Raw genomic sequence first — 24,661 nt, 5'->3', positions numbered from 1 at the left:
GCTCCCGAAGGGGCCCTCACAGTCACCAAAATCTCCCTGCCGCCATCGCAGGCAAGCCAGCTCCCACATTTGACGGGGTTCACACATCAAAATGTGGGAGGGGGCTTGCTCCCGAAGGGGCCCTCACAGTCACCAAAATCTCCCTGCCGCCATCGCAGGCAAGCCAGCTCACACATTTGACTGGGTTCACACATCAAAATGTGGGAGGGGGCTTGCTCCCGAAGAGGCCCTCACAGTCACCAAAAATCTCCCTGCCGCCATCGCAGGCAAGCCAGCGTGAACACAGTCAACCTGTGGGAGCCGGGCTTGCCCGCGATGAGGCCCTCACAACCGCTACACATTCCGCTACCGCAACCCATCGCGAAACTGCCCCGGTGTCATCCCCGTCCAGCGCTTGAACGCCCGATTGAAACTGCTGGTATCGGCAAAACCCAGCAAATGGCTGATCTCGGCCAACGAACACTGCGGGTCCCGCAGGTGCAGCAGCGCCAGGTTCTCGCGGCACTCATTGAGCAGCGCATCAAACCGACAGCCTTCATCCGCCAGATGCCGCTGCAAACTGCGCAGGCTCAGGTGCAGCGCCTGGGCGATCCGCTCGGCACTTGGCTCGCCCTCCGGCAATTGCGCCTCAATGGCCGCGCGCACCTTGCGCTCCCAGGTCAGCGGTTGTAACTGGGCAAGCGTGCGTTTGAGCACCGTTTCATTGTGTTCGGCCAACTCGGGGTTGGCGTCATCCAGATGGCTGTCGAAGTCCCTTGCGGCAAACTCCAGGCGGTCTTCCTCAGCGCCAAAAAACACCGGCGCGCGAAAGACCGTGTGCCACGGCTTGGCGTCAGCCGGCTCCGGCCGTCGCAGGTGCACCGCCAGCGGCGCATACTCCCGGCCCAGTCGATTACGGCAGGTGCGCACATAGATCGCCGCAAATGCATCAATCGCTTCCAGTGCCGGCGCCGGGCTGCCCGGTGGCTGCAGCAGGCGAAAGTGGTAGCGTTCGCCCTCTCGGCTAAGCTCCAGCGTCAGGGCATCACTGACCACCTGGTGATAACGCACGATCCGCTCGAACACCTCGCGCAAGCTGCCGCTGGCCACCAAGGCATAACCCAGCGCATGAAAGGTCGTGGGGCTGACAAACCGCGACACCCGCAACCCGATCGCGGGATCGCCGCTGGCCTGCACTGCCAGTTCCCACAAGCGCGTGGTCGCCGACAGCGGATAACGCGCGTTGGGGTCGTCCATCTGCTGTGGGTCGAGCCCGGCCTGGGCGCACAGCGCGGCGCTGTCGAGGTCCAGGGCATCGAGCTGTTTGCGCAGGGCGCGGGTCCAGCTGGCGAGCGAAGTGGGTTCGGTCATGGCGATTGGCGCTTGCGGTCAACAGGTTGGCGTGTGGGGCTGATGCCCTGGCGCACCGCTTGGGCCAGGATGCATCTATCAATAAACAAGAGGATGGAAGCATGGACGGTACTTCTGCAAGTCCCCAGCAGATGAATGCGCAACAGCGTTCAGCGCATATTCGCGAAGTGGTGCTCGCCGAAGGCGCCAGATTGCGCCAGCAGCACCCCTGGCTGCAGCATCAGGACGCGCTGGGCGCGGGCATCCTGGCCTTCGCCTTGCTCGGCATGCTCGGCTCGGCGGCGCTCTATATCACTGGGCATATGGCCTGGTGGGTATGCCTGCTGCTCAATGCCTTCCTCGCCTCGCTGACCCACGAACTGGAACACGACCTGATCCACAGCATGTACTTTCGCAAGCAACGCCTGCCGCACAACCTGATGATGGGCCTGGTGTGGCTGGCGCGGCCGAGTACGATCAACCCGTGGATACGCCGCCACCTGCACCTTAATCACCACAAGGTTTCCGGGACCGAAACCGATATGGAGGAGCGCGCCATCACCAATGGCGAGCCGTGGGGTTTTGCGCGGTTGCTGATGGTGGGGGATAACGTGATGTCGGCGTTTATCCGCATGCTGCGTGCGAAAACCTGGAGCCACAAACTCAAGATCCTCAAGCGCTCGCTGCTGGTGTACGCGCCATTGGCGCTGCTGCATTGGGGCGCGTGGTATGTGTTCCTCGGCTTCCATGCCGCCAATGGCGTTACCAGCCTGATGGGCGTGCCGGTCGAGTGGTCAGCCAACACCTTGCAGATGATGCAGGTGATCGACATCGCCGCCGTGGTGATCATCGGCCCCAACGTGCTGCGCACCTTTTGCCTGCATTTTGTCAGCTCCAACATGCACTACTACGGCGATGTGGAGCTGGGCAATGTGATCCAGCAGACCCAGGTATTGAACCCGTGGTGGATGTGGCCGCTGCAGGCGTTTTGTTTCAACTTCGGCAGCACCCATGGCATCCATCATTTTGTGGTGAAGGAACCGTTCTACATCCGCCAGATGACGGCCAAGGTGGCGCACAAGGTCATGGCCGACATGGGCGTGCGCTTCAATGATTTTGGGACGTTTTTGCGGGCCAATCGGCTCGGCTTTCCACCGCCAGCAGGGTTTCGATCAGCGCCTTCGCCGCAGGCGACAAACGAACCCCAGCGCGGCTGACCACGCCGCAGTGGTTGTTCAAACTGCCCAAGGTGTGAGGTAGGTTGCGCCAGTGCAGCACCACTAGCTCACCGCTGAGGAACGCGTCGACGAAGGCTTCTTCAGCCCCCAAGCCAATGGCGTCTGACTGCCGCACGATGGTGGCCAGCGCGGGAAACTGCTCAAGCTCGACAGCGGGCGCAAAGTCGATGCGCCCGCTGAGGTTGGCCAGCAATTTTCGAATGCCGGGCGGCATCAATGGCGCGGCCAGCGGGTAGCCGAACAGGTCATTGGTGGAGAGGCTGTCCTTGGCCAGCAGCGGGTGCCCGGCGCGGCAGAAAAATACCGTGCGCCGTGGGGTAAGGGCCTGGGTCTGAAAATTCGGATCGGCTTCAAAGTGACGCACATCGGCGATAAAGAATTCGATCTCTTCCCGGCTCAGGCTGCGCCCCAGTTTTTCCCAGTTATCCACCTGCAAGGCGGTGTGGACCTTGGGGTAGGTCGTAATAAAACGGGCTATCGCCAGGGGCACCAGGTTGACCGCCGCCACGGCGTCACTGCCAAATCGTACCTCGCCAGCGTCGAGCTTGGTCATGCGCGTGACTTCATGGCTCAGCAACGCCGCACCTTGCACCAGGCCCAGGGCGTGCTGCAGCACCACCTGGCCTTCGGGGGTAGGGCGCAGGTCCTTATTGGCGCGGTCCACCAGTACGCAGCCGAACTCCTGCTCCAAACCCTGGATGCTGCGGCTGAAGGCTGGCTGGGTAATGCCCATGGCGTCGGCGGCGCGCACGAAACTGCGGTACTTGTTCAGCGCAATGAAGTAGCGCAGTTGGCGGAGATCCATAGGGGCCCGGCGTCCGAAAGGAGAACCCGGATTTTAAGGGGCGCGCTTATTCCGTCAACGAAGTGTGTTTGTTTTATCTAGACCTTAAATGCATATCTATAGAGCAGGCACCGTGCGATAGGTGGCTGGGCTGAACACCCGCGTCACCAGCAACATCGCCACCACCGTCACTGTCAGCACCACCCAGGCGCTGACAAAATTGCCGGTAAGTTCACGCAGCCAGCCGGTCAGCCACGGCGAAATCGCGTTGATCAAAAAACCTACGCCTTGCACGAAAGCCGCCAGTTGCCCGGCTTGGCGCGGGTCGCGGTGGTGGTCCAGGGTCAGCAGCAGGCTCAGGGCAAAACACGCGCCCAGGCCGAAACCGCACAAGGCCACCCACAGGTGGGGATACTCCTGCGGCGCGATGATCAGGCCGAGGTAGCCGATGGTTTGCGCCAAAAGGCTGATGCCCAACAAGGGCCGACGGTCGATACCGCGTTGCGCCAGCACCGGCATCAGCAGCGCGGCGATCACCTGGAAGATGGTCATGAAGGCCAGCAACGAGCCACTCGGCAATACGCCCCAGCCCAGTTGCTGATAGTACGCAGGCAACCACGCCACCATGCTCATATAGCCGCAATTGACCAAACCGAAGTACAGCGCCAACAGCCAGGCCCGCCGGTTGCGCAGGCCCTTGAACGCGGGTGCTGCCTGCGGGTTTCTCGCCGCGCCCAACGGCAACCACGCCCATAGCAATAACGCCCCCAGCGCCGGCAACAGCCACACACCCAACCCCGCCTGCCATTGCTGGAAATGTGTGGCCACTACCGGGCTGAGCAACGCTGCCAGGCCGCCACCGGCCATCAGCGAAGCGGAATACACGCCCATCGCCACCGGCACGCGGTGGTGAAATTCGCGCTTGATCATCGCCGGCACCAACGCCTGGATCAGCGCCACACCGGCGCCACCGAGCAATGCCGTGACCAGCAACGCCGACGCCTGGCCCATCAGCCAACGCGCCAGGCATGCCAGCAGAATCATCATTAAACCCAGGGCAATGCCACGCCGTTCGCCGAGTCGTGCCTCCACACGCACGCCGACCAGCGCCACCAGGCCCATGCACACCACCGGCAGGCTGGTGAGCAACGCACTGCTCTGGAAACTCAGGCCGGTGGCCTGGCGAATCTCGCCGAGCAAGGGGCTGATGGAACTGAGGATTGGCCGCAGGTTAAGCCCGAGCACCACCAGCAGGCCCCAGCCGGCAAAGGATTTATTCAGGGTCATGCAGGGCTTTCCATCGCTGATAGAGCGCGGTCATGGCGGCGTCGGGCAGGTGTTGGATCGGCAGGCGCTGTTCGCTCAACGGCAGGCCGACCTGTTGCCCAATCACCGCCGTCGACAGGCCGAACGGTTCGGCCATTGCGTTGCTGGCAGCAAACACCACGCGCTCTACGCCGCACAGGTACATGGCGCTCAAGCACATCGGGCATGGCTGGCCGCTCGCGTATATCACACAGCCGTCCAGGTGCGCGCCCACGCGTTGACTGGCCGCGCGAATCGCCAGCAGCTCGGCGTGGGCGGTGGGGTCCTGGGTCAGGTGGATCTCATTCACGGCTTCCACCAGCACCTCGCCATTGAGTGTCAGCACGGCGCCAAACGGTCGGCCACCTTCGGCCACGTTGGCGCTGGCCAGGGCTATGGCGCGTTGCAGGTGCTGATGATCGTCGGTCATTGCGGTCCCTCTGGGCAGAATGGAAGGTGAAGTATGGTGAGCTGCCGGAGTATTCTGAAATTAAATATAACCATGCCAACCAGTGGCAAATGGAATGGTGACGCGCCATGTTCGACCCCGTGTTGTTACGCAGTTTTGTTGCCGTGGTGGACTGCGGCAACTTCACCCGCGCTGCCGAGCGCCTGCACTTGACCCAATCCACCGTGAGCCAGCAGATCCGTCGCCTGGAAGATGCCGTGGCGTGCCAGTTGCTGGACCGCGACCAACGCCGCGTGGTGGCCACCGCCGAGGGCGAGCGCCTGCTGGCCTATGCGCGGCGCATTCTGGCACTGCATGAAGAGGCTGCCGACGTGTTGATCAGCCAGCAAAGCGACGGGGTGTTGCGCCTCGGGGTGCCGGAGGACTTTGCCGCCGAGCGCCTGATGCCGTTGCTGTCGGCGTTCGTGGTGGCCTTCCCGCGAGTGCGCCTGGAGGTGACCAGTGGTCTGGGCCCGGAGTTGCAACGGCAGTACCGCGCGGGTGAATTCGACGTGTTGCTGGTCAAGCAGATGGGTGACAGCGATGACTGCCTGGCTTCATGGCCGGAACCGTTGTGCTGGGTGGACAGCCGCACCGCGCCGTCCTTGGGGCGCGACCCGCTGCCCCTGGTGGCGTTTCCAGTGGGCGGTTTGTACCGCAATGAAATGCTCCACCACCTGGAAGTCGGCGGCTGGCGTTGGCGCATCGGCTATTCCAGCGCCAGCCTGGCCAGTGTGTGTTCGGCCGTGGCAGCGGGGTTGGGTATCAGCCTGTTGCCGCAACGGGTGGTGCAGCCTGGCCATTTAATACTTGGCAATGAAAGTGGTTTGCCGAAGGTGCAGGGTGTGCGTCTGGCGCTGTATGGCCGCAGTGGTTTGGGGGCGGCCGGGCAGGCATTGCAGGACCAATTGCTCGATTTGTGTACAAATAACCCGCACTGAACCATGCCTTCACTGAATATTTTGCATGCCTTAAAAGCATGGGAAAACAGCCCCTTCGCGCCAGCCCGCGAGGGGCGGGGTTCTGGCATTTCCAAACGATGCTTTTATGCAATTTAGATCTATCTATAACTTTAAAGATTACTTTAAGAGATAAGCGTCTAACCCCGATGATTCAGCCCTCGACGGCCGCTTTGGCAGGCCCGTCGGTTTTTTGGTGTGAAAACCGTAGGGAGTGAATCAATGGGCAATGTCCAGACCGCCGCCAGTGCACGTGAGGCGCAATGGCGCCAGGCACCGGGTGGTGAGTTGGTCGACCTTGGCCGACCGCACCGCGCGCCGTTGGGGCAATTGCGCTTGCAGAAAACCCCCAGGCGCTTCTCGAGTCGTCGCGAAGGGGTTCTACTCGGGTTGCTGGTGTTGGCCCTGCACGGTGCGGTGATCTATTGGGTCAGCCAGAAGCCCACGCCGGTATTGCCGATTGTGCCGCCGGAAATCCCGCCGATGACCATCGAATTTTCCCAGCCGGCGCCGCCGGTGGTTGAACCGCCACCGCCTGTGCCGCCACCGCCACCGCCCTTAGTCGAGCCACCGCCGCCGTTAGTGGATGAGCTGGCCGCCAAGCCGGCGCCGCCCAAACCGGTGCTTAAACCGAAACCCAAGCCAGTGCCAAAGCCTGAGCCCAAGCCCGTACCCAAAGCGGTTGAGCCGCCGGCCGTGCCACCGACGCCCGCGCCTCCAGCGCCTCCCGCACCGGCTGCTGCGCCGGCACCGGTGACACCCGCTTCGGCCAACGCCGCGTACCTGAAGAACCCGGCGCCGGAGTATCCGTCGCTGGCCCAGCGTCGCGGTTGGGAAGGCACGGTGTTGTTGCGGGTGCACGTGTTGGCCAGCGGTAAGCCGGGCGAGATCCAGATCCAGAAAAGCAGCGGTCGCCAACCACTCGACGACGCCGCCCTGACGGCGGTGAAGCGTTGGAGCTTCGTGCCGGCCAAGCAAGGCGATGTGGCTCAGGACGGCTGGGTCAGCGTGCCGATCGATTTCAAGATTCACTAACTATTCGGCTGCGGTGTGTTGGACACGTCGCGACCTGCACAGAGGGAAAACATCATGGCATTGGCATCTCCCGTTGAATCCATCGAAAGCGCGGTGATCTGGCTGCTGGTGGCCTTTTCGGTCGCCACCTGGGGCTTTGCCCTGCTCAAGGGCGTGCAGTTCGGTCGCCTCAAGGCGCAGGATCGCAAATTCCATAATCAGTTCTGGGCGGCGTCGAGTCTCGACTCTGCCGCCGAACTGGCCGAAATCCAACCCGGCGCCGCGGCCCGTGTGGCCCAGGCCGGTTATGCCGCGATCCAGGTCGGTGACGCGCCACACGCTGCGGACTTGAGCCAGGCCATCAACCACCAGGACCGTCTCGAGCGTGCTCTGCGCCAGCAAATCGTACGGGAGCGTCGCTCCCTGGAAACCGGCCTGGCCGTGGTCGCGAGTATCGGCAGCACCTCGCCGTTTATCGGTCTGTTCGGCACTGTGTGGGGGATCATGGAAGCGCTGAAGGGGATCAGCGCCGCCGGTTCCGCCAGCCTGGAAACCGTGGCCGGCCCGATTGGTGCGGCGCTGGTTGCCACCGGCGTCGGTATCGCCGTCGCCGTGCCGGCAGTGTTGGTCTACAACTACTTCCTGCGCCGCCTGAAGCTGACGGCGGCCGACCTGGATGACTTTGCCCACGACTTTTACAGCCTGGCGCAGAAGAACTCCTTCCGCGTGCTGTTGCACCCTGCGCTGACCAAAAGCGCGGCCGGTAACCCGCAAAAAGTGAAGGAGGCGTCCTGAGATGGCCTTCTCCACGCAAGACAGTGATGAGGTGCTGAGCGAAATCAACGTAACGCCGCTGGTGGACGTGATGCTGGTGCTGCTGGTGGTGTTTATCGTCACTGCGCCGCTGCTGACCAATGCGATTCCGATCAACCTGCCCAAGACCCAGGCCGTGGCCCCGGTGGAGCAGAAAGACCCGCTGGTGGTGAGCATCGACGGCGCCGGCAAACTGTTTATCAACAAGGACGAAATCCAGCCGGACCTGCTGGAATTCAACCTGCAGGCGGCCAAGGCCAAGGACCCCGATGTGCGGGTGCAACTGCAGGCGGACGATGGCGTGAACTATGGCGAAGTGGCGCGAGCCATGGCGTCTATCGAACGCGCGGGGATTACCAAGCTGTCGGTGATTACCGCCCGTTAGTTTCAAAAGTCTCGACAATTTTTGGGCCGTCTCCTTGGCAGGGTGCGGCCTTTTTTTTGCCTGGAATTTACCCAACACCGAAAGTCTCACTGAGTAACCCGATCAATGTGGGAGCTGGCAAGCCAGCTCCCACATTTCGATCCTTTTTGAATTTGATATTTTGGTTATTAATAAATAGCTTCTTATTCCTTAACGAATATAAACCGCGTCCCTATACTGGTCAGCAACGTTAAACGCTGCAGGAGGGCACACCCATGCACAGCGAGTTGATTCGTTATCTGATCGTGCCGGGCTGGCAAGGATCGCCAGAAGATCATTGGCAAAGTCATTGGCAAAACAGCCTGCCCAACAGTGCGCGTGTGGAGCAGGCCGATTGGCTGACGCCGCGTCGCGAAGACTGGGTGGCCGCGCTGGCCGAGGCCATTGCCGCCGACAGCACCCCCGTAATCCTGATCGCCCATAGCCTGGGCTGCATCACCGTCGCCCATTGGGCGGCCACTGCGCCGGTGCATTTTTTGCGTCAGGTGCGTGGCGCCTTGTTGGTGGCCCCGGCGGATGTCGAACGTCCGGCCTGTTCACCGGCCTTGCGCAACTTCGCGCCGATCCCGACCGACCTGTTGCCGTTTCCCAGCCAGGTGGTCAGTTCCGACAACGACAGTGCCGTCAGCGCCCCCAGGGCTCTGGAGCTGGCACGTCACTGGGGCGCCGAAGCCGGCATTCTGTCCGGTGCCGGGCATATCAATGTGAAGTCCGGCCACCAGCGTTGGGAGCAGGGTTTCGCCTATTTGTATCGCCTCCAGAGCCGCCTCGAGCATCACGCCCGGCGCACTGCCTGATCTTTTTTCAACGCCCCGTCCCTGAGTGGATTTGGGGCGGGAGCCTGCCATGAGTCATGAAACCTTCGGCCAGCCACTGCTGACCTTCCCCGACGCCGAAAAGAGCCCGCTGAGCATTCGCGCCAAGGCATTGGTGTTCGTCGACCCCCGTTCGCGGCAACTGCGCGAAGAGTTGGAAAGCCTCGCGCCGCGTGCCTTGCCCGTACTGATTCGTGGCGAGACCGGTAGCGGTAAAGAGCTGTTGGCGCGGCATATCCACCGGGGCAGCGACCGCGCCGGGCTGTTTGTTTCGGTCAATTGCGGCGCGATCAGCCCTACCTATGCCGACGCCGAACTGTTCGGCTATGCCGCCGGCAGCCACAGCGGCGCGGCCAGCAGTCGGGCGGGGTGGTTTGGTTCGGCCAACGGCGGCACCTTGTATCTGGACGAGATCGGCGACTTACCGCTGCCGATCCAGGTGAAATTGCTCGCTGCCCTGGAGAACCATGAGGTCACCCGTGTCGGCGCCCACCAGCCCAGCCCGGTGGATGTGCGGCTGGTCGCAGCTACCAGCATCGACCTGGCCCAGGCCGTGGCCGCCGGGAAATTTCATGAGCGTTTGTTCCACTACTTGAGCGAGGGCCAACTCGACCTGCCGGCTTTGCGCGAGCGTGTTGGCGACATTCTGTCCTTGGCCGAATACTTCCTCGGCATCTACAGCCAGCGCCTTGACCTGCCGGTGCCGCTGATCAGCGACGCCGCCCAACGCGTGCTGGAACACCACAGTTGGCCGGGCAACACCCGCGAGCTGGAAAACGTTATTCACTTCGCGCTGCTGGTGAGCAGTGGCGATGAAATTTTGCCCGAGCATCTGAATTTGCCGGTGGCGGGCTCTCCGTTGGAGCAGTTGCAACGAATTTTCGCCAGCGCCAGCCCCGCTGAGCAACAAACCTTGCTCAAATTCCTACATGAACAAAATGGAATATCAACGTGAATAAAAGATATTGTTCGGGAATAAAAAATCTAGGTATTGTCCATCCCACGCCGCGATAGCACTTCGCTGGCACACCACAAAAAAACGGTCGTCAGAGACGCCCCGGAATTTCGATAAGGACACTGCATGAAAAAGGTTCTGTTGTTTACCGCACTGGCGGCTGCCCTGACTGCAAGCTTCGCCCAGGCCAACGAGAAACTGGTCGTTGCCGCCACCCCGATCCCGCACGCCGAGATCCTTGAGCTGGTCAAGCCGACCCTGGCCAAAGAAGGCGTGGACCTGGAGATCAAGGTTTTCACTGACTATGTACAACCCAATACACAGGTTGCCGAGAAGCGCCTGGACGCCAACTACTTCCAGACCCTGCCGTACCTGGAAAACTTCAACAAGGGCAAGGGCACCAACCTGGTCACTGTGATTGGCGTGCACGTTGAACCCATCGGCGGTTACTCGAAGAAGATCAAGAATATTTCCGAGCTTAAAGACGGCGCTACCGTGGCCATCCCGAACGAAGGCTCCAACAGTGGTCGCGCCCTGCTGCTGCTGCAAAAGAACGGTCTGATTACGCTGAAAGACCCGACCAATGCACTGTCCACGCCTAAAGACATCGCTTCGAACCCAAAACACCTGAAATTCAAAGAGCTGGAATCGGCCCTGCTGCCACGCGTGCTGGACCAGGTTGACCTGGACGTGATCAACACCAACTACGCCCTGGAAGCTGGCCTGAACCCGGCGAAAGACGCGCTGATCATCGAAGATGCCAAGTCGCCTTACGTGAACTTCCTGGTCGCACGTCCGGACAACAAGGACAGCGACGCTATCCAGAAACTGGCCAAGGCGCTGACCAGCCCGGAAGTCAAAGCCTTCATCGAGAAGAAGTACAACGGCGCGGTAGTGCCTGCGTTCTGATGTAAACAAAACCCCCTTCAAGGTTTGAACGCCGACGGCTTCTACAGCGTCGGCGTTTTTTTATTGGCCTGGAAATACGGGCAAGAACTGTGGGAGCTGGCTTGCCTGCGATAGCGGTCTGTCAGTTACAGATGCTCTGTCTGATACACCGCATTCGCGAGCAAGCCCGCTCCCACATTGGACCTTCAGCGTTTCAGAGCACGCGGCTATTGATCGCCCTGCGCAACGCCACCAACCACTTCACCAGCTCCTGCGGATCCATCGGTTTCACTTCGTTCATTGCTCATTCCCTCGAAAAAACAGCCTTCCCTCGACCCGAAGACCATAGCCGCCACCGGCCAAACCCGCGAATCCGGTGGTTATCTTTTTGGGTGATATCAATATGCTATTTAGGTATTTAAATTTTGCTTTTTATACCTTTAAAGTTCGCGCTACCCGACGTTACCCACGCCGGAACGGACTGCGCTCGCTGCATTACCCTTGCAGCGTCATGGACTCACAATGACTTTCGATTTCGCTTTTATCCTCAGCACCTTGCCGGCGTTTCTCAACGCCGTGGGGGTGACGCTGCAAGTGGGCTTGATCGCCATTGCCACCTCCTTGCTGGTGGCGCTGATCAACGCCGCGCTGCTGGTGTTTCGCACGCCTTACCTGTCACGCCTGGTGGCGCTGTATGTGGAGTTGGCGCGTAACACGCCGCTGCTCATCCAACTGTTTTTTGTGTACTTCGCCTTGCCCGCCCTGGGTTTCAATATTTCCGGGTTCTGGGCGGCCATTATCACCATGACCTTCCTCGGCGGCGCCTACCTCACCGAAGTGCTGCGCGCCGGTGTGGAAGCCGTGCCGCTGGCGCAGATCGAGTCGGGCAAATCCATCGGCCTGTCCGACTGGCAACTGCTGCGCCATGTGATCCTGCCCCAGGCTGGCATTCTCAGCCTGCCGGCGCTGTTCGCCAATTTCATCTTCCTGCTCAAGGAGACCACCGTGGTGTCTGCCGTGGCGGTGCCGGAGATTCTCTACACCACCAAGAGTTACATCGCGCTCTACTACAAGACCTACGAAATGCTCGCCGTGCTGACGCTGATTTGCGTGCTGTTGTTCTTGCCGCTGTCGCTGCTGCTCAGCCGCCTGGAAAGGAGGCTCCAGCATGGCCAGTTCGGGTCTTGAGCTGTTGTGGGTGTCGTTGCCGCAACTGGGCAAGGGCGCTGCGCAAACCCTGTCGATTTCTTTTTTGAGCATCGTTTTCAGCACCGTCGGTGGCGTGCTGTACGGCGTGTTACGCACGCTGAATAACCAGCTGATCAACCTCGTGCTGCGGGTTTACCTGGAACTGTTCCGGGCGATTCCGGTGCTGGTGTGGTTGTACCTGTTGTTTTTCGGCCTGCCGATTTTCTTCGGCCTGAGCATCCCGAGCTTCTGGTGCGCGGTGCTGGTGCTGTCGCTATGGGGCGCCAGCGAGGTCGGCGAAGTGGTGCGCGGCGCGTTGCATTCGCTGCCGCGTGGCCAGCGTGAAGCCGGCTTGTCGATTGGGTTATCCGACCCGCAGCTGTATGGCTATGTCCTGTTGCCCCAGGCTCTCAAGCGCATGACGCCGCCGACCATCAACGTCTACACGCGGATCATCAAGACCAGTTCCCTGGCCGTGCTGATCGGTGTGGTGGATGTGATCAAGGTCGGTCAGCAAATCATCGAGCGCACCTATGAGTCGGTACTGATCTACGGCGTGCTGTTCCTGTTTTTCTTCTTTATCTGCTACCCGTTGTCGGCCGCCTCCAAGGTGCTGGAACGGCGCTGGGCCCAAGCATGAGCGCATTGATCGAGTTCCAGGGTTTCAACAAATTCTTCGGCGAGCAGCAAGTGCTCAAAGGCATCGACTTGAGGGTACAAAGCGGCGAAGTGGTGGTGATCCTCGGTCCCAGCGGCTGCGGTAAAAGCACTTTGTTGCGCTGCCTTAACGGCCTTGAAGTGGCGCACAGCGGCAGCCTGCGCTTTGCCGGCAAGGAGCTGTTGGACAAACACACGGACTGGCGCCAAGTGCGCCAGGACGTAGGCATGGTGTTCCAGAGCTACCATTTGTTCCCGCACATGAGCGTGCTCGACAACATCCTGCTCGGCCCGCTGAAAGTGCAAAAACGCGACCCGCGCGAAGCCCGCGAGCAGGCAGAAAAACTGCTGGAGCGCGTGGGCCTGGCCGACAAGCGCGATGCCTATCCGCGTCAGCTTTCCGGTGGCCAGCAACAACGCATCGCCATCGTCCGCTCGTTGTGCATGAACCCCCAGGTCATGCTGTTTGACGAAGTCACCGCCGCCCTCGACCCAGAGATGGTCAAGGAGGTGCTGGAGGTGATCCAGGGCCTGGCCCGCGATGGCATGACCCTGCTGATCGTCACCCACGAAATGGCCTTCGCCCGCGCCGTCGCCGACCGCGTGGTGTTTATGGAGGCCGGTCGCATCCTCGAACAAAACACCCCCGAGGAATTCTTTACGAACCCGCAAACCGCACGCGCGCAGCAGTTCCTGGAGAAGTTCTCCTTTGTTTCAACACTGCCCAAAAAGACCAAGGAACTGGAGCTGATATGAAAACTGCCAAGTTATTACTGCCACTGCTCGCCGTCGCATTGCTGGCCGGCTGCGATAAGAAGGCCGAAGCGCCCGCGAAACCCGCCGCCGCTGTGAGCTACATCGACAAGATCAAGGCGCGCGACAAGCTGATCGTCGGCGTGTTTACCGACAAGCCGCCGTTCGGCTTTGTGAACGAAGCCGGTCGCTACGTCGGCTTCGATACCGACATCGGCCGCCAATTCGCCAAAGACCTGCTGGGCGATGAAAACAAAGTCGAATTCGTCGCCGTCGAGCCGGCCAGCCGTATACCGTTTCTGCAAAGTGACAAAGTCGACCTGATCCTCGCCAACATGACCGTGACCCCGGAGCGCAAGGAAGCGGTGGACTTCACCAACCCCAACCTGAAAGTCGCGGTACAGGCGCTGGTGCCGCAGGACAGCTCGGTGAAAAGCCTGGATGACCTGGCCACCCGCACCACCATCGTCACCACCGGCACCACTGCCGATATCTGGCTGACCAAGAACCACCCGGACTGGAAACTGCTCAAGTTCGAGAAAAACTCCGAGTCACTGCAAGCGTTGTCGGCCGGTCGTGGTGACGCGTATGCACAGGACAACCTGGTGCTGTTCAGCTGGGCCAAGCAGAACCCGGGCTACCGCGTACTGGAACAGAAACTCGGTGATGAAGCGCCGATTGCGCCAGCGGTGAAGAAGGGCAATGTCGAACTGCGTGACTGGGTGAATACCGAGTTGGCGAAGTTGGGTGAAGAGAAGTTTTTGCTCAAGCTGTATGACCAATACGTGCGTAAAGAGCTGAGCGATGACACCAAGCCTGAGAGTGTGATTGTTGAAGGCGGGAAGTGGCAGGGTTGATCCTTCGCGGACGGTTACACCGCTATCGCAGGCAAGCCCGCTCCCCCAGGGGTTTGGCGGCGCTAGGTGGTCTTGTGGTACTGGCTTATGTAGCGGGCAGAGCGCGGCCAATCTGACAGACGCAGATCCAAAGGTGGGAGCGGGCTTGCTCGCGAAGGCGGTGTGTCAGTCGCTGGAAAAATCGACTGGTCTACCGCTATCGCGAGCAAGCCCGCTCCCACAGGGGTTTGGCGGCGCTAACTGTTCTTTTGGTACTGGCTTATGTAGCGGGCAGAGCCCGGCCAATCTGATAGACGCAGATCCAAAGGTGGGAGCGGGCTTGCTCGCGAAGGCGGTGTGTCAGTCACTGGAAAAATCGACTGGTCTACCGCTATCGCGAGCAAGCCCGCTCCCACAGGGGTTTGGCGGCGCTAGGTGGTCTTGTGGTATTGGCTTATGTAGCGGGCAGAGCCCGGCCAATCTGATAGACGCAGATCCAAAGGTGGGAGCGGGCTTGCTCGCGAAGGCGGTGTGCCAGTCGCTGGAAAAATCGACTGGTCTACCGCTATCGCGAGCAAGCCCGCTCCCACAGGGGTTTGGCGGCGCTAGGTGGTCTTGTGGTATTGGCTTATGTAGCGGGCAGAGCGCGGCCAATCTGACAGACGCAGATCCAAATGTGGGAGCGGGCTTGCCCGCGATGAGGTCGCCACAGTCACCATTTATTCCGGCCAATGCCACGCCGGCGCATCCAAAATCCCTTGCCCCACAATCCGCGTCTCGCCCAGCACCTTCTCCAGCACAATCGAATTACACCCGTCATCCTGCTGCAACGCCGCAATCAGCCGGCTGGCATGGGACACCACCCACACCTGGCACTGCTGTGACGCCTGGATAATCAAGCGCGCCAGCGCCGGCAGCAAATCCGGGTGCAGGCTGGTTTCCGGCTCGTTCAGCACCATCATCGTGGGCGGCCGAGGTGTCAGCAGCGCCGCGACCAGCAGCAGATAACGCAAGGTGCCGTCCGACAACTCCGCGGCCGACAGCGGCCGCAGCAAACCTTCCTGATAAAACTCAAGCGCGAAACGCCCGCCTTGCAGCGGTTGGATATTCAAGCGCGCACCGGGGAACGCATCGCTCACCGCGCGCTGCAACGCCTCGGGGTCGCCAATCTCGCGGATGGTCTGCAACGCGGCGGCCAGGTCGCGCCCGTCGTGATGCAACACCGGCGTGCGCGTGCCCAGTTGTGGCTGGCGCACGGGCGCATCCACATCGCTGCGAAAGTGATCATAAAAACGCCAGCCCCGGATGCTTTCGCGCAGCAGCAACACCTCCGGCGAGCCGCGCAGGCTGCCGACCTGGTCGAACAGGCTGTGGTAATTCGGCGTGTGCTGAGCCAACACATCCCAGGCACGCCCCTCGCGTGCGCGCACCATCGGCCCGGAACGCTGCACCAGCAGGCTGGCCGGGCGGTAGATGTGGCCAGCCCAGATGCATTCCTTCTTCACTTCCGGGTCCAGCGAAAAATACGACTGGGTTTTTTCCGGCAGACCCAGGGAGATCGCATAGCTGAAGTCCTCCCCGGCAAACCCCAGGCGCAGGCGTTTGACGCCTTGGCGCACCATGGGCTCTACTGGCACCTCGCCATTGCGCATGCGCCGGCTGATGGTTTCCGGCCCGGCCCAGAAGGTCGAATCCAACCCGCCTTCACGGGCCAGCGCATTGATCACCCCGCCTTGGGCGGTTTCCGCCAGTAGCCGTAGCGCGCGATACAGGTTGGACTTACCGCTGCCATTGGGGCCGGTGACCAGATTCAGTCGGTCCAGGGGCACCACCAACTTATTGATTGAGCGATAATTGGCTACTGCGAGGGTTTTCAGCATGTGCATTCAGTCTGCATGGGAACCCTTGGAGTATGGGTTCCTCCCTGCAGATAAGGAACCCTGATCTAAGCTCACAGTCGCATACAAATTGGCACATCGCGTCACGCAAAAGGAGCCTGCATGGGCGGTCGCACTTCAAGAGTTGTACTCAGCCTTGGCCTGTTGGCGCTGCTGAGCGGCTGTGGTCAGGAAAAGACCGAACCCAAGGCGCATTCACGGGTATTTGTGCAGACCGTCCAGTCGGCGGATTTTGCCGCGGCGGTCACGCTGACCGGTGACATCCAGGCCCGCGTACAAACCGATTTGTCCTTTCGCGTGGGTGGCAAGATCATCCAGCGCATGGTCGACGTGGGCGACCGCGTGACTGCCAAGCAAGTGCTGGCCAAGCTTGATCCCAAGGATTTGCAGACCCACGTCGATTCCGCCCAGGCCCAGGTCGTGGCCGAACAGGCGCGGGTCAAGCAAACCGCCGCCGCCTTCGTGCGCCAGGAAAAGCTGTTGCCCAAGGGCTACACCAGCCGCAGCGAATACGACGCCGCCCAGGCCGCGCTGCGCAGCAGCCAAAGCGCGCTGGCGGCGGCGCAAGCCCAACTGGCCAACGCTCGCGAGCAACTCGGCTATAGCGCGTTGATCGCCGATGCCCCCGGCGTGATTACCGCGCGCCAGGCCGAGGTCGGCCAGGTGGTGCAGGCCACCGTGCCGATTTTCAGCCTGGCCCGTGACGGTGAGCGCGATGCGGTGTTCAACGTGTATGAGTCCTTGCTGGTGGAGCCGCCGCCCGACGCGCCGATTACCGTCAGCCTCCTGGATAACCCAAGCGTCAAGGCAGTGGGTAAAGTCCGTGAAGTCACGCCCGCGGTGGCAGCCAATACCGGCACCGTGCAAGTCAAGATTGCCCTGCAGGACCTGCCCAAAGGCATGCAGCTGGGTTCGGTGGTGAGCGCCACCGCGAATGGCCCGGCCAAGGCCAGTATCGAGCTGCCCTGGTCTGCGTTGACCAAAGACCTCAACCAGCCCGCCGTGTGGCTTATCGATGGCGACGGCAAGGCGCAGTTGCACAAGGTCAGCGTGGCGCGTTACCTGACCGGCAAAGTGATCATTGGCGAGGGCCTTAAAGGCGGCGAAAAAGTCGTGGTGGCCGGTGGGCAATTGCTGCACCCCGGCATGCTTGTCGAGATCGCCCAGCCAGGAGCCCAGCCATGAAGCGATTGATGGCTCTACTCGCCGCCAGCCTGTTGCTGGTCGCCTGCTCCAAGAAAGAACCGCCGCCCGAGCCCGTGCGCCCGGTGTTATCGATGGAAGTGAAAGCCGAAGACCAGGAAAACCTTGGCCGCTTCGCCGGTACGATCCAGGCCCGTTATGAAAGCAATCTGGGGTTCCGCGTGCCCGGTCGTATTGCCCGTCGCGCCGTGGATGTGGGCGCCGAGGTGGAGAAGGGCGCCTTGCTCGCCGTTCTCGACCCCACCGACCAGCAGAACCAGTTGCGCGCCGCCCAAGGCGACCTCGCCCGTGTGCAGGCGCAATTTATCAATGCCCAGGCCAACGCCCGCCGCCAACAGGCGTTGTTCAACCGTGGCGTCGGCGCCCAGGCCCAGTTGGACGTGGCCCAGACCGACCTTAAAACCACCCAGGCCACCCTCGATCAAGCCAAGGCCTCGGTCAACCAGGCCAAAGACCAGCTCAATTACGCCGAACTGCGCACTGACCACGCCGGTATTGTCACCGCGTGGAATGCCGAGGCCGGCCAAGTGGTCAGCGCCGGTCAGCAAGTGGTGACCCTGGCCCGCCCGGATATCAAGGAAGCGGTGATCGACCTGCCCGCCGGCCTTGCCGAGCGCTTGCCCGCCGATGTGGTGTTTCTGGTCGCCGGGCAACTCGACCCAAGCGTCAACACCACCGCCATCGTGCGCGAGATCGAGCCCCAGGCCCAAAGCGCCACGCGCACCCGGCGCGCACGCCTGACCCTGGCCGAGACGCCGCCTGCGTTTCGCCTGGGCACCGCGATCAGCGTGACCTTGAGCACTGCCATTGCGCCACGTATCGAAGTGCCCGTCAGCGCTTTGCAGGAAGTCGACGGCAAAACCCGCATCTGGCTGCTCGACACCCAACGCCAGACCGTGCAACCGCGTGACGTCACCGTGATCAGCCGCGACGCCGCCAGCGCCTTGCTCAATGGCGGCGTCAAACCCGGCGAACGCATCGTCACCGCCGGTGTGAACAGCCTGAAACCCGGGCAAAAAGTCAAAATCGACGAGGACAGCCCGCGATGAAAGGGAGCTTCAACTTATCCGACTGGGCCCTCAAGCATCAGTCCTTCGTCTGGTACCTGATGTTCGTCGCGCTGCTGATGGGCGTGTTCTCGTACATGAACCTTGGCCGTGAGGAAGACCCGTCGTTCACCATCAAGACCATGGTGATCCAGACCCGCTGGCCCGGCGCGACCCAGGAAGAAACCCTCAAGCAGGTCACCGACCGCATCGAGAAAAAACTCGAAGAGCTCGACTCCCTCGACTACGTGAAAAGCTACACACGTCCGGGCGAATCCACGGTATTCGTGTTCCTCAAGGACACCACCAGCGCCAAGGCCATCCCGGATATCTGGTACCAGGTGCGCAAGAAGATCGACGATATTCGCGGCACGTTCCCGCAGGGTTTGCAGGGGCCGTCGTTCAACGATGAGTTCGGTGACGTGTTTGGTTCGGTGTATGCCTTTACCGGCGACGGCCTGTCGATGCGCCAGTTGCGCGATTACGTGGAACAGGTGCGTGCCGAGATCCGTTCGGTGCCGGGGTTGGGCAAGGTCGAGATGATCGGCCAGCAGGACGAAGTGATTTACCTGAATTTCTCCACGCGCAAACTCGCGGCACTGGGGATTGATCAGCGCCAGGTCGTGCAAAGCCTGCAATCACAGAACGCCGTGACCCCCGCCGGGGTCATCGAGGCCGGGCCGGAGCGGATTTCTGTGCGCACTTCCGGGCAATTCGCCTCGGAGAAAGATTTGGCCAACGTCAACCTGCGGCTCAATGACCGCTTCTACCGTTTGGCGGACATTGCCGACATCAGCCGTGGCTATGTCGACCCGGCGCGGCCGATGTTCCGCTTTAACGGCAAGCCGGCGATCGGCTTGGCCATCGCCATGCAGAAGGGCGGCAATATCCAGTCGTTCGGCAAGGCCCTGCACACGCGCATGGATGAGCTGACCGCCGACCTGCCGGTGGGCGTCGGCGTGCACAAAGTGTCCGACCAGGCGGAAGTGGTCGAGGAGGCTGTCGGCGGCTTTACCAGCGCATTGTTTGAAGCGGTCATCATCGTCTTGGTGGTGAGCTTTATCAGCCTCGGTATGCGTGCCGGGTTGGTGGTGGCGTGCTCGATCCCGTTGGTGCTGGCGCTGGTGTTCGTGTTTATGGAGTACAGCGGCATCACCATGCAGCGGGTGTCGCTGGGCGCGTTGATCATCGCCCTTGGCCTGCTGGTGGACGATGCGATGATCACCGTGGAGATGATGATCACGCGCCTGGAGAAAGGCGAAACCAAGGAGCAGGCGGCGACGTACGCCTACACCTCGACGGCCTTCCCGATGCTCACCGGCACCTTGGTCACCGTGGCCGGTTTCGTGCCGATCGGCCTCAATGCCAGTTCGGCGGGCGAGTACACCTTCACCCTGTTTGCGGTGATTGCCGTGGCGATGCTGGTGTCGTGGGTGGTGGCGGTGCTGTTTGCACCGGTGATTGGGGTGCATATCCTCAGTGCCAATGTGAAACCGCATAACGCCGAGCCTGGGCGCATCGGCCGCGCTTTCAATGGCGGCATGCTGTGGGCGATGCGCAACCGCTGGTGGGCCATCGGCATCACCGTAGGGCTGTTTGTGGCGTCGGTGTTCTCCATGCAGTTTGTGCAGAACCAGTTTTTCCCGTCGTCGGACCGCCCGGAAATCCTCGTCGACCTCAACCTACCGCAAAACGCCTCGATCAACGAAACGCGCAAAGCGGTCGACCGCCTGGAAGCCATCATCAAGGATGACCCGGACATTGCCCGCTGGAGCACCTATATCGGCCAGGGCGCGATTCGTTTCTACCTGCCCCTCGACCAGCAATTGGAAAACCCGTACTACGCCCAGTTGGTCATCGTCAGCAAAGGCCTGGAGGAGCGCGGCGCCTTGATCGCGCGCCTGCAAAAGCGCCTGCGTGATGACTTTGTCGGCATCTCCAGTTATGTGCAGCCGCTGGAAATGGGCCCACCCGTGGGGCGGCCGATTCAGTATCGGGTCTCCGGTAAAGACATTGACCAGGTGCGCAAACACGCCATCGAGCTGGCAACGTTGCTGGATCAGAACACCCACTTGGGCGAGATCATCTACGACTGGAACGAGCCGGGCAAAGTGCTGCGCGTGGACATCGCCCAGGACAAGGCGCGGCAACTGGGGCTGTCGTCGGAAGACGTGGCGCAGTTGATGAACAGCGTGGTCAGCGGCGCCTCGGTCACCCAGGTGCACGACGATATCTACCTGATCAACGTGGTCGGCCGCGCCGAAGATGCGGAACGCGGCACGCCGGAAACCTTGCAGAACCTGCAGATCGTCACGCCCAACGGCACCTCGATTCCACTGCTGGCCTTTGCCACCGTGCGCTATGAGCTTGAACAACCGTTGGTATGGCGCCGCGACCGCAAGCCGACGATCACGATCAAGGCATCGGTGCGCGATGAGATGCAGCCGACCGACCTGGTCAAACAGCTGGCGCCGACGATCGAGAAATTCAGCGCCGGTTTACCGGTGGGTTACAAGGTCGCCACCGGCGGCACTGTGGAAGAAAGCGGCAAGGCCCAGGGCCCGATTGCCAAAGTGGTGCCGTTGATGCTGTTTTTGATGGCCACCTTCCTGATGATCCAGTTGCACAGCGTGCAGAAGATGTTCCTGGTGGCGAGTGTCGCGCCGCTCGGCCTGATTGGTGTGGTGCTGGCACTGATCCCCACGGGCACGCCCATGGGGTTTGTGGCGATCCTCGGCATCCTCGCGCTGATCGGCATCATCATCCGCAACTCGGTGATTCTGGTGACGCAGATCGACGCCTACGAGCGCGACGGCTACACGCCGTGGGATGCGGTGGTGGAAGCCACCGAGCACCGTCGCCGACCGATCCTGCTGACTGCGGCGGCGGCGAGTCTGGGCATGATCCCGATTGCGCGGGAAGTGTTCTGGGGGCCGATGGCGTACGCGATGATTGGCGGCATCATTATCGCCACGTTGCTGACGTTGCTGTTCCTGCCGGCGCTTTACGTGGCCTGGTACAAAATTCGCGAGCCGAAAGACCATCAGGCCTGACCATCGGGGCCTTCCTGCGAGGGTGTAGGAAGGCTCCTGGAAACACTTTCCCTACATTTGCCCGGCGCCAAGTGTTTTACCCTTCGGGCCTGATCCCGTTTGGAAGACCTGTGCCATGCGCCCTCTTGTGTTGGTTTGTTGCCTGTTGCTGTCTCCGCTGACGTTCGCGGGTACGGTGCTGGAAAACGCCCTGTGGCGCGTGGAACTCGACCCCGCCACGTTGGCGCTGCGCGTTACGCCGGCGGGTGAGGCGCTTGTGCAAGCCTCCAGCGGCGTGGCGGCGCATGTTGTCAGCGATATGCAGGCAGAGGCTGAACAGGCCACCTGGCAATGGGACAGCGGCGCCTATCGTCTGACGGCTCGCCTTGAGCAGCGTGACCTTGCCTTGACCATCAGCGCCCGCGAGCCGGGTGAATTGCCCCTGCTGCGCCAACCCGCCGAGGCCATGGGCCAAGGGTTGATGTGGCCCTTGGCCGAAGGGCACTACGTGCCGGCGGGTAACCCCGTCTGGAACGCGTTTTTGCTCGAACAGGGTGAACTCAACACCACGCAGGATCTGAGCCTGCCGTTATGGGGCGTGGATCACGGGCGCTTCACGCTGAGCTGGTTGCTGACCAACCCCTATAACAATCGCCTGTTGTGGCAAGCCGACGGAAAGGGCCTGGCGCTGCTGGCATCCCATGCATTCACGGCACTGGACCCCACCGCGCCGATGACCCTGCGCCTGCACCTGGGCGACGCCGACCCATTGGCCGGTGCCAAGCGCTATCGCCAGTGGCTGGTGGAGCAGGGGCGTTATGAACCGTTGACGGACAAGCTGCGGCAAACGCCTGAAGCGCAAAAGCTGCTGGGGGCCAGCCATGTCTATCTGTGGGGTAATGAGCTGTTGGGGGCGGATGATGTGCGTGATTGGCCGCTGCTGGTGAAAGTGCTGCGCGGCCACGAACTTAAGGGCTTGCTGGATAAAGAGACCACGCAAGTGCTGGCGCAGTCCGCTGCGTTGGATCGCTATCAAAAGACGGTGCTGTTGCGTGGCCTCAACGCGGCAATCAATAAAAAGGCCCGGCAAACCTGGCAGGCTACCGAGGAGCCGGACATGCTCAAGCTCGCTGATGGCTATGGCGCACTGCGCCGTGAGCTGGCGACGGCGTTCAGCGGCGCGCTGCGTGACGGCCCTGAAACCTGGGGCAGCACGCTCTCGGCCAAGACCTTGAAGTCGCTGCAAGACGCTGGGCTCCCACGCCTGCTGCTGGCCTTGGGCGACGGTTGGGAAGGTGGCCTGTGGCATCCCGAAGCGATTCAGGCGGGCGTCAACGCCGGTTACCTCATGGCACCGTACGATTCCTATGAAACGGCGTTATCCACCACGGAAAACCCGGACTGGACCACCGCCCACCTGGGCAGCAAGGCTTACCGCGACTGTGCCATCGTGTTGAAGGACGGCAAGCTCAAGACCGGCTTCCAGCAATCGGGCCACTACACCGATCCGCGCTGCGTACGGCCGTTGCTGGAAGCCCGAGTGAAGGCCGTGCACGCCAAGGCAGGTTTCAACGCCTGGTTCCTTGATGCCTATGCCACCAGCATGGTCTTCGATAGCTATCGTAACGGCGCCCCAATGACCCAGGCGCAAAACGCCGAGGGCAATATCGACGCGTCTCGCTGGATCAACACCGCGCTCAAGCTGCCCGCCGGCTCCGAAGACGGCAACGCAATCACGGCCCAGGGCATCCTGTTCGCCCATGGGATGCAGACACCCGTGATCGGCTGGGGTGACCACGCGATGACTCAGGACAAGCAGTCGCCCTATTACGTGGGCAACTGGTACCCGCCGGAGCAACCCGCGGTGTTCTTCAAGTCCGTGCCGTTGAAGGAGCCGTTTCGTACGGTGTACTTCGAGCCGACGATGCGTTTGCCGTTGTATCAGGCGGTGTTCCACGGTTCGGTCATCACCACCCACCACTGGCTGTTCGATAGCCTGAAGCTGAGCAATGTGCGGGCTGCAAACGAGCTGACTCAACTGCTGTACAACGTGCCGCCGCTGTATCACCTGAGCGCGGCGACGCTTAAGGAGCGGCTGCCGGTGATCCAGCGTCAGGACCGGTTTTTCCGGCCATTGCATCAGCGCCTGGCGACTCAGGCGATGACCGATTTCCGCTGGCTGACGGCGGACAAGCAGGTGCAGCAGACCACGTTTGCCGATGGCACGCGGTTAGTGGTGAATTTTGCTGCCGAGGAGAACCAGGGCTACCCCGCACGCAGTGTGACGGCAATGGTGGTGGGGGAAAAACCGGTGGTGTATCAGGTGCAGTAGCGCTGCAGGTCAAACCGCTATTGCAGGCAAGCCAGCTCCCACAGGGGAATGCATTTCAAAATGTGGGAGCGGGCTTGCTCGCGAAGGCGTCAGCCCAGGCAACAAAAATCTATAATTTGCGCCACACGCTCGCCAGCCAAGGCTGCTGCTCCCGGGGCAACCCGCCTGGCCGGTAGTAATGCTCCAGCTCCACAAACCTGGCCGCCGTCAGCAAACCTTGCCATGCCTCCAGGTCATGGTAAGACCCGTACCGAGGCCCATTCCAGCCTTCCTGGTTTTCACCGCGAGGGTTGGAGCTGAACAGCACGCCGCCCTGTTTCAAGGCGCCATGCAGCTGTTTGAGAATGCGCGGTAATTCCTGCTTGGGAATATGAAACAACACCGCATTGGCAAACACCCCATCAAATCGCCCGGCAGGCAAATCCAGCTTCAGGAAATCCTGTTGCAACACCTCACAACCACTGTCTTCGCGGGCCATCTGCGCAAAACGTTCGGAGCCATCAAGCCCCACTGCAATGTGCCCCATGCGTGTAAACGTCTGCAGATCCCGCCCCGGCCCGCAGCCGAAATCCAGCAGGGTAAACGGTGGCGTGCCCAGGATATGCCGCAGCAAGGCGTCGATGTTCTGGCTCACATCGTGATCGCGGGTGCCTTCACGGAAGTCTTCGGCCACCTGGTTGTAGTGGCCGAGCGTGGTGGATGTGATCTGGTCGAGGTCGTCGGGCTTAAGGGTCATGACGGGGT

22 protein-coding genes are annotated in these 24,661 nt (G+C 61.4%); 16 read left to right on the top strand and 6 right to left on the bottom strand.

The window, feature by feature from the left end:
- Nucleotides 1–345 precede the first annotated feature (345 nt).
- A complete protein-coding gene (locus ACLBW8_RS12880; protein ID WP_064450151.1) occupies nucleotides 346–1,350 on the bottom strand; it encodes an AraC family transcriptional regulator in 1,005 nt (334 codons plus the stop codon).
- Nucleotides 1,351–1,451: 101 nt separating this feature from the next.
- Here ACLBW8_RS12880 and ACLBW8_RS12875 point away from each other — a divergent pair, with 101 nt between their 5' ends.
- The gene (locus ACLBW8_RS12875) at nucleotides 1,452–2,546 is read left to right on the top strand and encodes a fatty acid desaturase (RefSeq protein ID WP_447805504.1); all 1,095 of its coding nucleotides are present in this window, start codon (nucleotides 1,452–1,454) and stop codon (nucleotides 2,544–2,546) included.
- Here ACLBW8_RS12875 and ACLBW8_RS12870 read toward each other — a convergent pair.
- From ACLBW8_RS12870 to ACLBW8_RS12860, 3 genes are all read right to left on the bottom strand, one after another.
- Entirely contained in the window at nucleotides 2,437–3,372 is a 936-nt protein-coding gene (locus ACLBW8_RS12870) for a LysR family transcriptional regulator (RefSeq protein WP_082895807.1), read from the bottom strand. The genes ACLBW8_RS12875 and ACLBW8_RS12870 overlap by 110 nt on opposite strands.
- Before the next feature lie 96 nt (nucleotides 3,373–3,468).
- Nucleotides 3,469–4,638 (bottom strand): CynX/NimT family MFS transporter, encoded by a 1,170-nt coding sequence (locus ACLBW8_RS12865; RefSeq protein ID WP_447805503.1) that lies wholly within the window; start codon nucleotides 4,636–4,638, stop codon nucleotides 3,469–3,471.
- Entirely contained in the window at nucleotides 4,625–5,086 is a 462-nt protein-coding gene (locus ACLBW8_RS12860; RefSeq protein ID WP_447805502.1) for a nucleoside deaminase, read from the bottom strand. The genes ACLBW8_RS12865 and ACLBW8_RS12860 overlap by 14 nt, the downstream gene beginning before the upstream one ends.
- Before the next feature lie 107 nt (nucleotides 5,087–5,193).
- Here ACLBW8_RS12860 and ACLBW8_RS12855 point away from each other — a divergent pair, with 107 nt between their 5' ends.
- From ACLBW8_RS12855 to ACLBW8_RS12805, 11 genes are all read left to right on the top strand, one after another.
- On the top strand, nucleotides 5,194–6,045 hold the full coding sequence (locus tag ACLBW8_RS12855) for a LysR family transcriptional regulator (protein ID WP_262666751.1): 852 nt from the start codon (nucleotides 5,194–5,196) through the stop codon (nucleotides 6,043–6,045).
- A gap of 240 nt (nucleotides 6,046–6,285) precedes the next feature.
- Complete coding sequence (locus ACLBW8_RS12850) at nucleotides 6,286–7,098, top strand: energy transducer TonB (RefSeq protein ID WP_447805501.1); 813 nt, start codon at nucleotides 6,286–6,288, stop codon at nucleotides 7,096–7,098.
- A gap of 51 nt (nucleotides 7,099–7,149) precedes the next feature.
- A complete protein-coding gene (locus ACLBW8_RS12845; protein ID WP_447805528.1) occupies nucleotides 7,150–7,872 on the top strand; it encodes a MotA/TolQ/ExbB proton channel family protein in 723 nt (240 codons plus the stop codon).
- 1 nt (nucleotide 7,873) lies between these two features.
- The gene (locus tag ACLBW8_RS12840; RefSeq protein ID WP_060755558.1) at nucleotides 7,874–8,275 is read left to right on the top strand and encodes an ExbD/TolR family protein; all 402 of its coding nucleotides are present in this window, start codon (nucleotides 7,874–7,876) and stop codon (nucleotides 8,273–8,275) included.
- Between the two features lie 254 nt (nucleotides 8,276–8,529).
- Nucleotides 8,530–9,111, top strand: coding sequence for an alpha/beta hydrolase (locus tag ACLBW8_RS12835; RefSeq protein ID WP_447805500.1), 582 nt, complete (start codon nucleotides 8,530–8,532; stop codon nucleotides 9,109–9,111).
- Nucleotides 9,112–9,160: 49 nt separating this feature from the next.
- Entirely contained in the window at nucleotides 9,161–10,084 is a 924-nt protein-coding gene (locus ACLBW8_RS12830) for a sigma 54-interacting transcriptional regulator (protein ID WP_407015964.1), read from the top strand.
- 126 nt (nucleotides 10,085–10,210) lie between these two features.
- A complete protein-coding gene (locus tag ACLBW8_RS12825) occupies nucleotides 10,211–10,993 on the top strand; it encodes a MetQ/NlpA family ABC transporter substrate-binding protein (protein WP_064450162.1) in 783 nt (260 codons plus the stop codon).
- A 501-nt stretch (nucleotides 10,994–11,494) separates the two neighbouring features.
- Nucleotides 11,495–12,160 (top strand): amino acid ABC transporter permease, encoded by a 666-nt coding sequence (locus ACLBW8_RS12820; protein ID WP_064450163.1) that lies wholly within the window; start codon nucleotides 11,495–11,497, stop codon nucleotides 12,158–12,160.
- Entirely contained in the window at nucleotides 12,141–12,800 is a 660-nt protein-coding gene (locus ACLBW8_RS12815) for an amino acid ABC transporter permease (protein ID WP_064450164.1), read from the top strand. The genes ACLBW8_RS12820 and ACLBW8_RS12815 overlap by 20 nt, the downstream gene beginning before the upstream one ends.
- A complete protein-coding gene (locus ACLBW8_RS12810) occupies nucleotides 12,797–13,573 on the top strand; it encodes an amino acid ABC transporter ATP-binding protein (protein ID WP_064450165.1) in 777 nt (258 codons plus the stop codon). Before ACLBW8_RS12815 ends, ACLBW8_RS12810 begins: the two co-directional genes overlap by 4 nt.
- On the top strand, nucleotides 13,570–14,427 hold the full coding sequence (locus ACLBW8_RS12805) for a transporter substrate-binding domain-containing protein (protein WP_064450166.1): 858 nt from the start codon (nucleotides 13,570–13,572) through the stop codon (nucleotides 14,425–14,427). The genes ACLBW8_RS12810 and ACLBW8_RS12805 overlap by 4 nt, the downstream gene beginning before the upstream one ends.
- Nucleotides 14,428–15,125: 698 nt before the next feature.
- On the opposite strand, the gene ACLBW8_RS12800 is transcribed toward ACLBW8_RS12805, so the two are convergent.
- Nucleotides 15,126–16,286, bottom strand: a complete 1,161-nt coding sequence (locus tag ACLBW8_RS12800) for an AAA family ATPase (RefSeq protein WP_064454835.1) — start codon at nucleotides 16,284–16,286, stop codon at nucleotides 15,126–15,128.
- A gap of 120 nt (nucleotides 16,287–16,406) precedes the next feature.
- Between ACLBW8_RS12800 and ACLBW8_RS12795 the strand changes: the two genes are divergently transcribed.
- The 4 genes from ACLBW8_RS12795 to ACLBW8_RS12780 all read left to right on the top strand — a co-directional run bounded on the left by ACLBW8_RS12795 (nucleotide 16,407) and on the right by ACLBW8_RS12780 (nucleotide 23,917).
- The gene (locus tag ACLBW8_RS12795; protein ID WP_447805499.1) at nucleotides 16,407–17,489 is read left to right on the top strand and encodes an efflux RND transporter periplasmic adaptor subunit; all 1,083 of its coding nucleotides are present in this window, start codon (nucleotides 16,407–16,409) and stop codon (nucleotides 17,487–17,489) included.
- The gene (locus ACLBW8_RS12790) at nucleotides 17,486–18,556 is read left to right on the top strand and encodes an efflux RND transporter periplasmic adaptor subunit (protein WP_064450168.1); all 1,071 of its coding nucleotides are present in this window, start codon (nucleotides 17,486–17,488) and stop codon (nucleotides 18,554–18,556) included. The genes ACLBW8_RS12795 and ACLBW8_RS12790 overlap by 4 nt, the downstream gene beginning before the upstream one ends.
- On the top strand, nucleotides 18,553–21,606 hold the full coding sequence (locus tag ACLBW8_RS12785) for an efflux RND transporter permease subunit (RefSeq protein WP_407015961.1): 3,054 nt from the start codon (nucleotides 18,553–18,555) through the stop codon (nucleotides 21,604–21,606). Before ACLBW8_RS12790 ends, ACLBW8_RS12785 begins: the two co-directional genes overlap by 4 nt.
- A gap of 115 nt (nucleotides 21,607–21,721) precedes the next feature.
- On the top strand, nucleotides 21,722–23,917 hold the full coding sequence (locus ACLBW8_RS12780; protein ID WP_447805498.1) for a glycoside hydrolase: 2,196 nt from the start codon (nucleotides 21,722–21,724) through the stop codon (nucleotides 23,915–23,917).
- A 109-nt stretch (nucleotides 23,918–24,026) separates the two neighbouring features.
- Here ACLBW8_RS12780 and ACLBW8_RS12775 read toward each other — a convergent pair whose 3' ends face one another.
- Nucleotides 24,027–24,653 (bottom strand): class I SAM-dependent methyltransferase, encoded by a 627-nt coding sequence (locus tag ACLBW8_RS12775; RefSeq protein WP_447805497.1) that lies wholly within the window; start codon nucleotides 24,651–24,653, stop codon nucleotides 24,027–24,029.
- Between the last annotated feature and the right edge of the window lie 8 nt (nucleotides 24,654–24,661).

It is taken from the genome of Pseudomonas sp. M5A4_2d (assembly GCF_053345295.1).
The sequence above is the reverse complement of the archived record's forward strand: the minus strand, read 5'-3'. Positions and strand labels throughout refer to the sequence as shown.

Coding starts and splice junctions, on each gene's coding strand:
- ACLBW8_RS12880 (WP_064450151.1), bottom strand. CDS start 1,350: ATGACCGAACCCACTTCGCTCGCCAGCTGGACCCGCGCCCTGCGCAAA.
- ACLBW8_RS12875 (WP_447805504.1), top strand. CDS start 1,452: ATGGACGGTACTTCTGCAAGTCCCCAGCAGATGAATGCGCAACAGCGT.
- ACLBW8_RS12870 (WP_082895807.1), bottom strand. CDS start 3,372: ATGGATCTCCGCCAACTGCGCTACTTCATTGCGCTGAACAAGTACCGC.
- ACLBW8_RS12865 (WP_447805503.1), bottom strand. CDS start 4,638: ATGACCCTGAATAAATCCTTTGCCGGCTGGGGCCTGCTGGTGGTGCTC.
- ACLBW8_RS12860 (WP_447805502.1), bottom strand. CDS start 5,086: ATGACCGACGATCATCAGCACCTGCAACGCGCCATAGCCCTGGCCAGC.
- ACLBW8_RS12855 (WP_262666751.1), top strand. CDS start 5,194: ATGTTCGACCCCGTGTTGTTACGCAGTTTTGTTGCCGTGGTGGACTGC.
- ACLBW8_RS12850 (WP_447805501.1), top strand. CDS start 6,286: ATGGGCAATGTCCAGACCGCCGCCAGTGCACGTGAGGCGCAATGGCGC.
- ACLBW8_RS12840 (WP_060755558.1), top strand. CDS start 7,874: ATGGCCTTCTCCACGCAAGACAGTGATGAGGTGCTGAGCGAAATCAAC.
- ACLBW8_RS12835 (WP_447805500.1), top strand. CDS start 8,530: ATGCACAGCGAGTTGATTCGTTATCTGATCGTGCCGGGCTGGCAAGGA.
- ACLBW8_RS12830 (WP_407015964.1), top strand. CDS start 9,161: ATGAGTCATGAAACCTTCGGCCAGCCACTGCTGACCTTCCCCGACGCC.
- ACLBW8_RS12825 (WP_064450162.1), top strand. CDS start 10,211: ATGAAAAAGGTTCTGTTGTTTACCGCACTGGCGGCTGCCCTGACTGCA.
- ACLBW8_RS12820 (WP_064450163.1), top strand. CDS start 11,495: ATGACTTTCGATTTCGCTTTTATCCTCAGCACCTTGCCGGCGTTTCTC.
- ACLBW8_RS12815 (WP_064450164.1), top strand. CDS start 12,141: ATGGCCAGTTCGGGTCTTGAGCTGTTGTGGGTGTCGTTGCCGCAACTG.
- ACLBW8_RS12810 (WP_064450165.1), top strand. CDS start 12,797: ATGAGCGCATTGATCGAGTTCCAGGGTTTCAACAAATTCTTCGGCGAG.
- ACLBW8_RS12805 (WP_064450166.1), top strand. CDS start 13,570: ATGAAAACTGCCAAGTTATTACTGCCACTGCTCGCCGTCGCATTGCTG.
- ACLBW8_RS12800 (WP_064454835.1), bottom strand. CDS start 16,286: ATGCTGAAAACCCTCGCAGTAGCCAATTATCGCTCAATCAATAAGTTG.
- ACLBW8_RS12795 (WP_447805499.1), top strand. CDS start 16,407: ATGGGCGGTCGCACTTCAAGAGTTGTACTCAGCCTTGGCCTGTTGGCG.
- ACLBW8_RS12790 (WP_064450168.1), top strand. CDS start 17,486: ATGAAGCGATTGATGGCTCTACTCGCCGCCAGCCTGTTGCTGGTCGCC.
- ACLBW8_RS12785 (WP_407015961.1), top strand. CDS start 18,553: ATGAAAGGGAGCTTCAACTTATCCGACTGGGCCCTCAAGCATCAGTCC.
- ACLBW8_RS12780 (WP_447805498.1), top strand. CDS start 21,722: ATGCGCCCTCTTGTGTTGGTTTGTTGCCTGTTGCTGTCTCCGCTGACG.
- ACLBW8_RS12775 (WP_447805497.1), bottom strand. CDS start 24,653: ATGACCCTTAAGCCCGACGACCTCGACCAGATCACATCCACCACGCTC.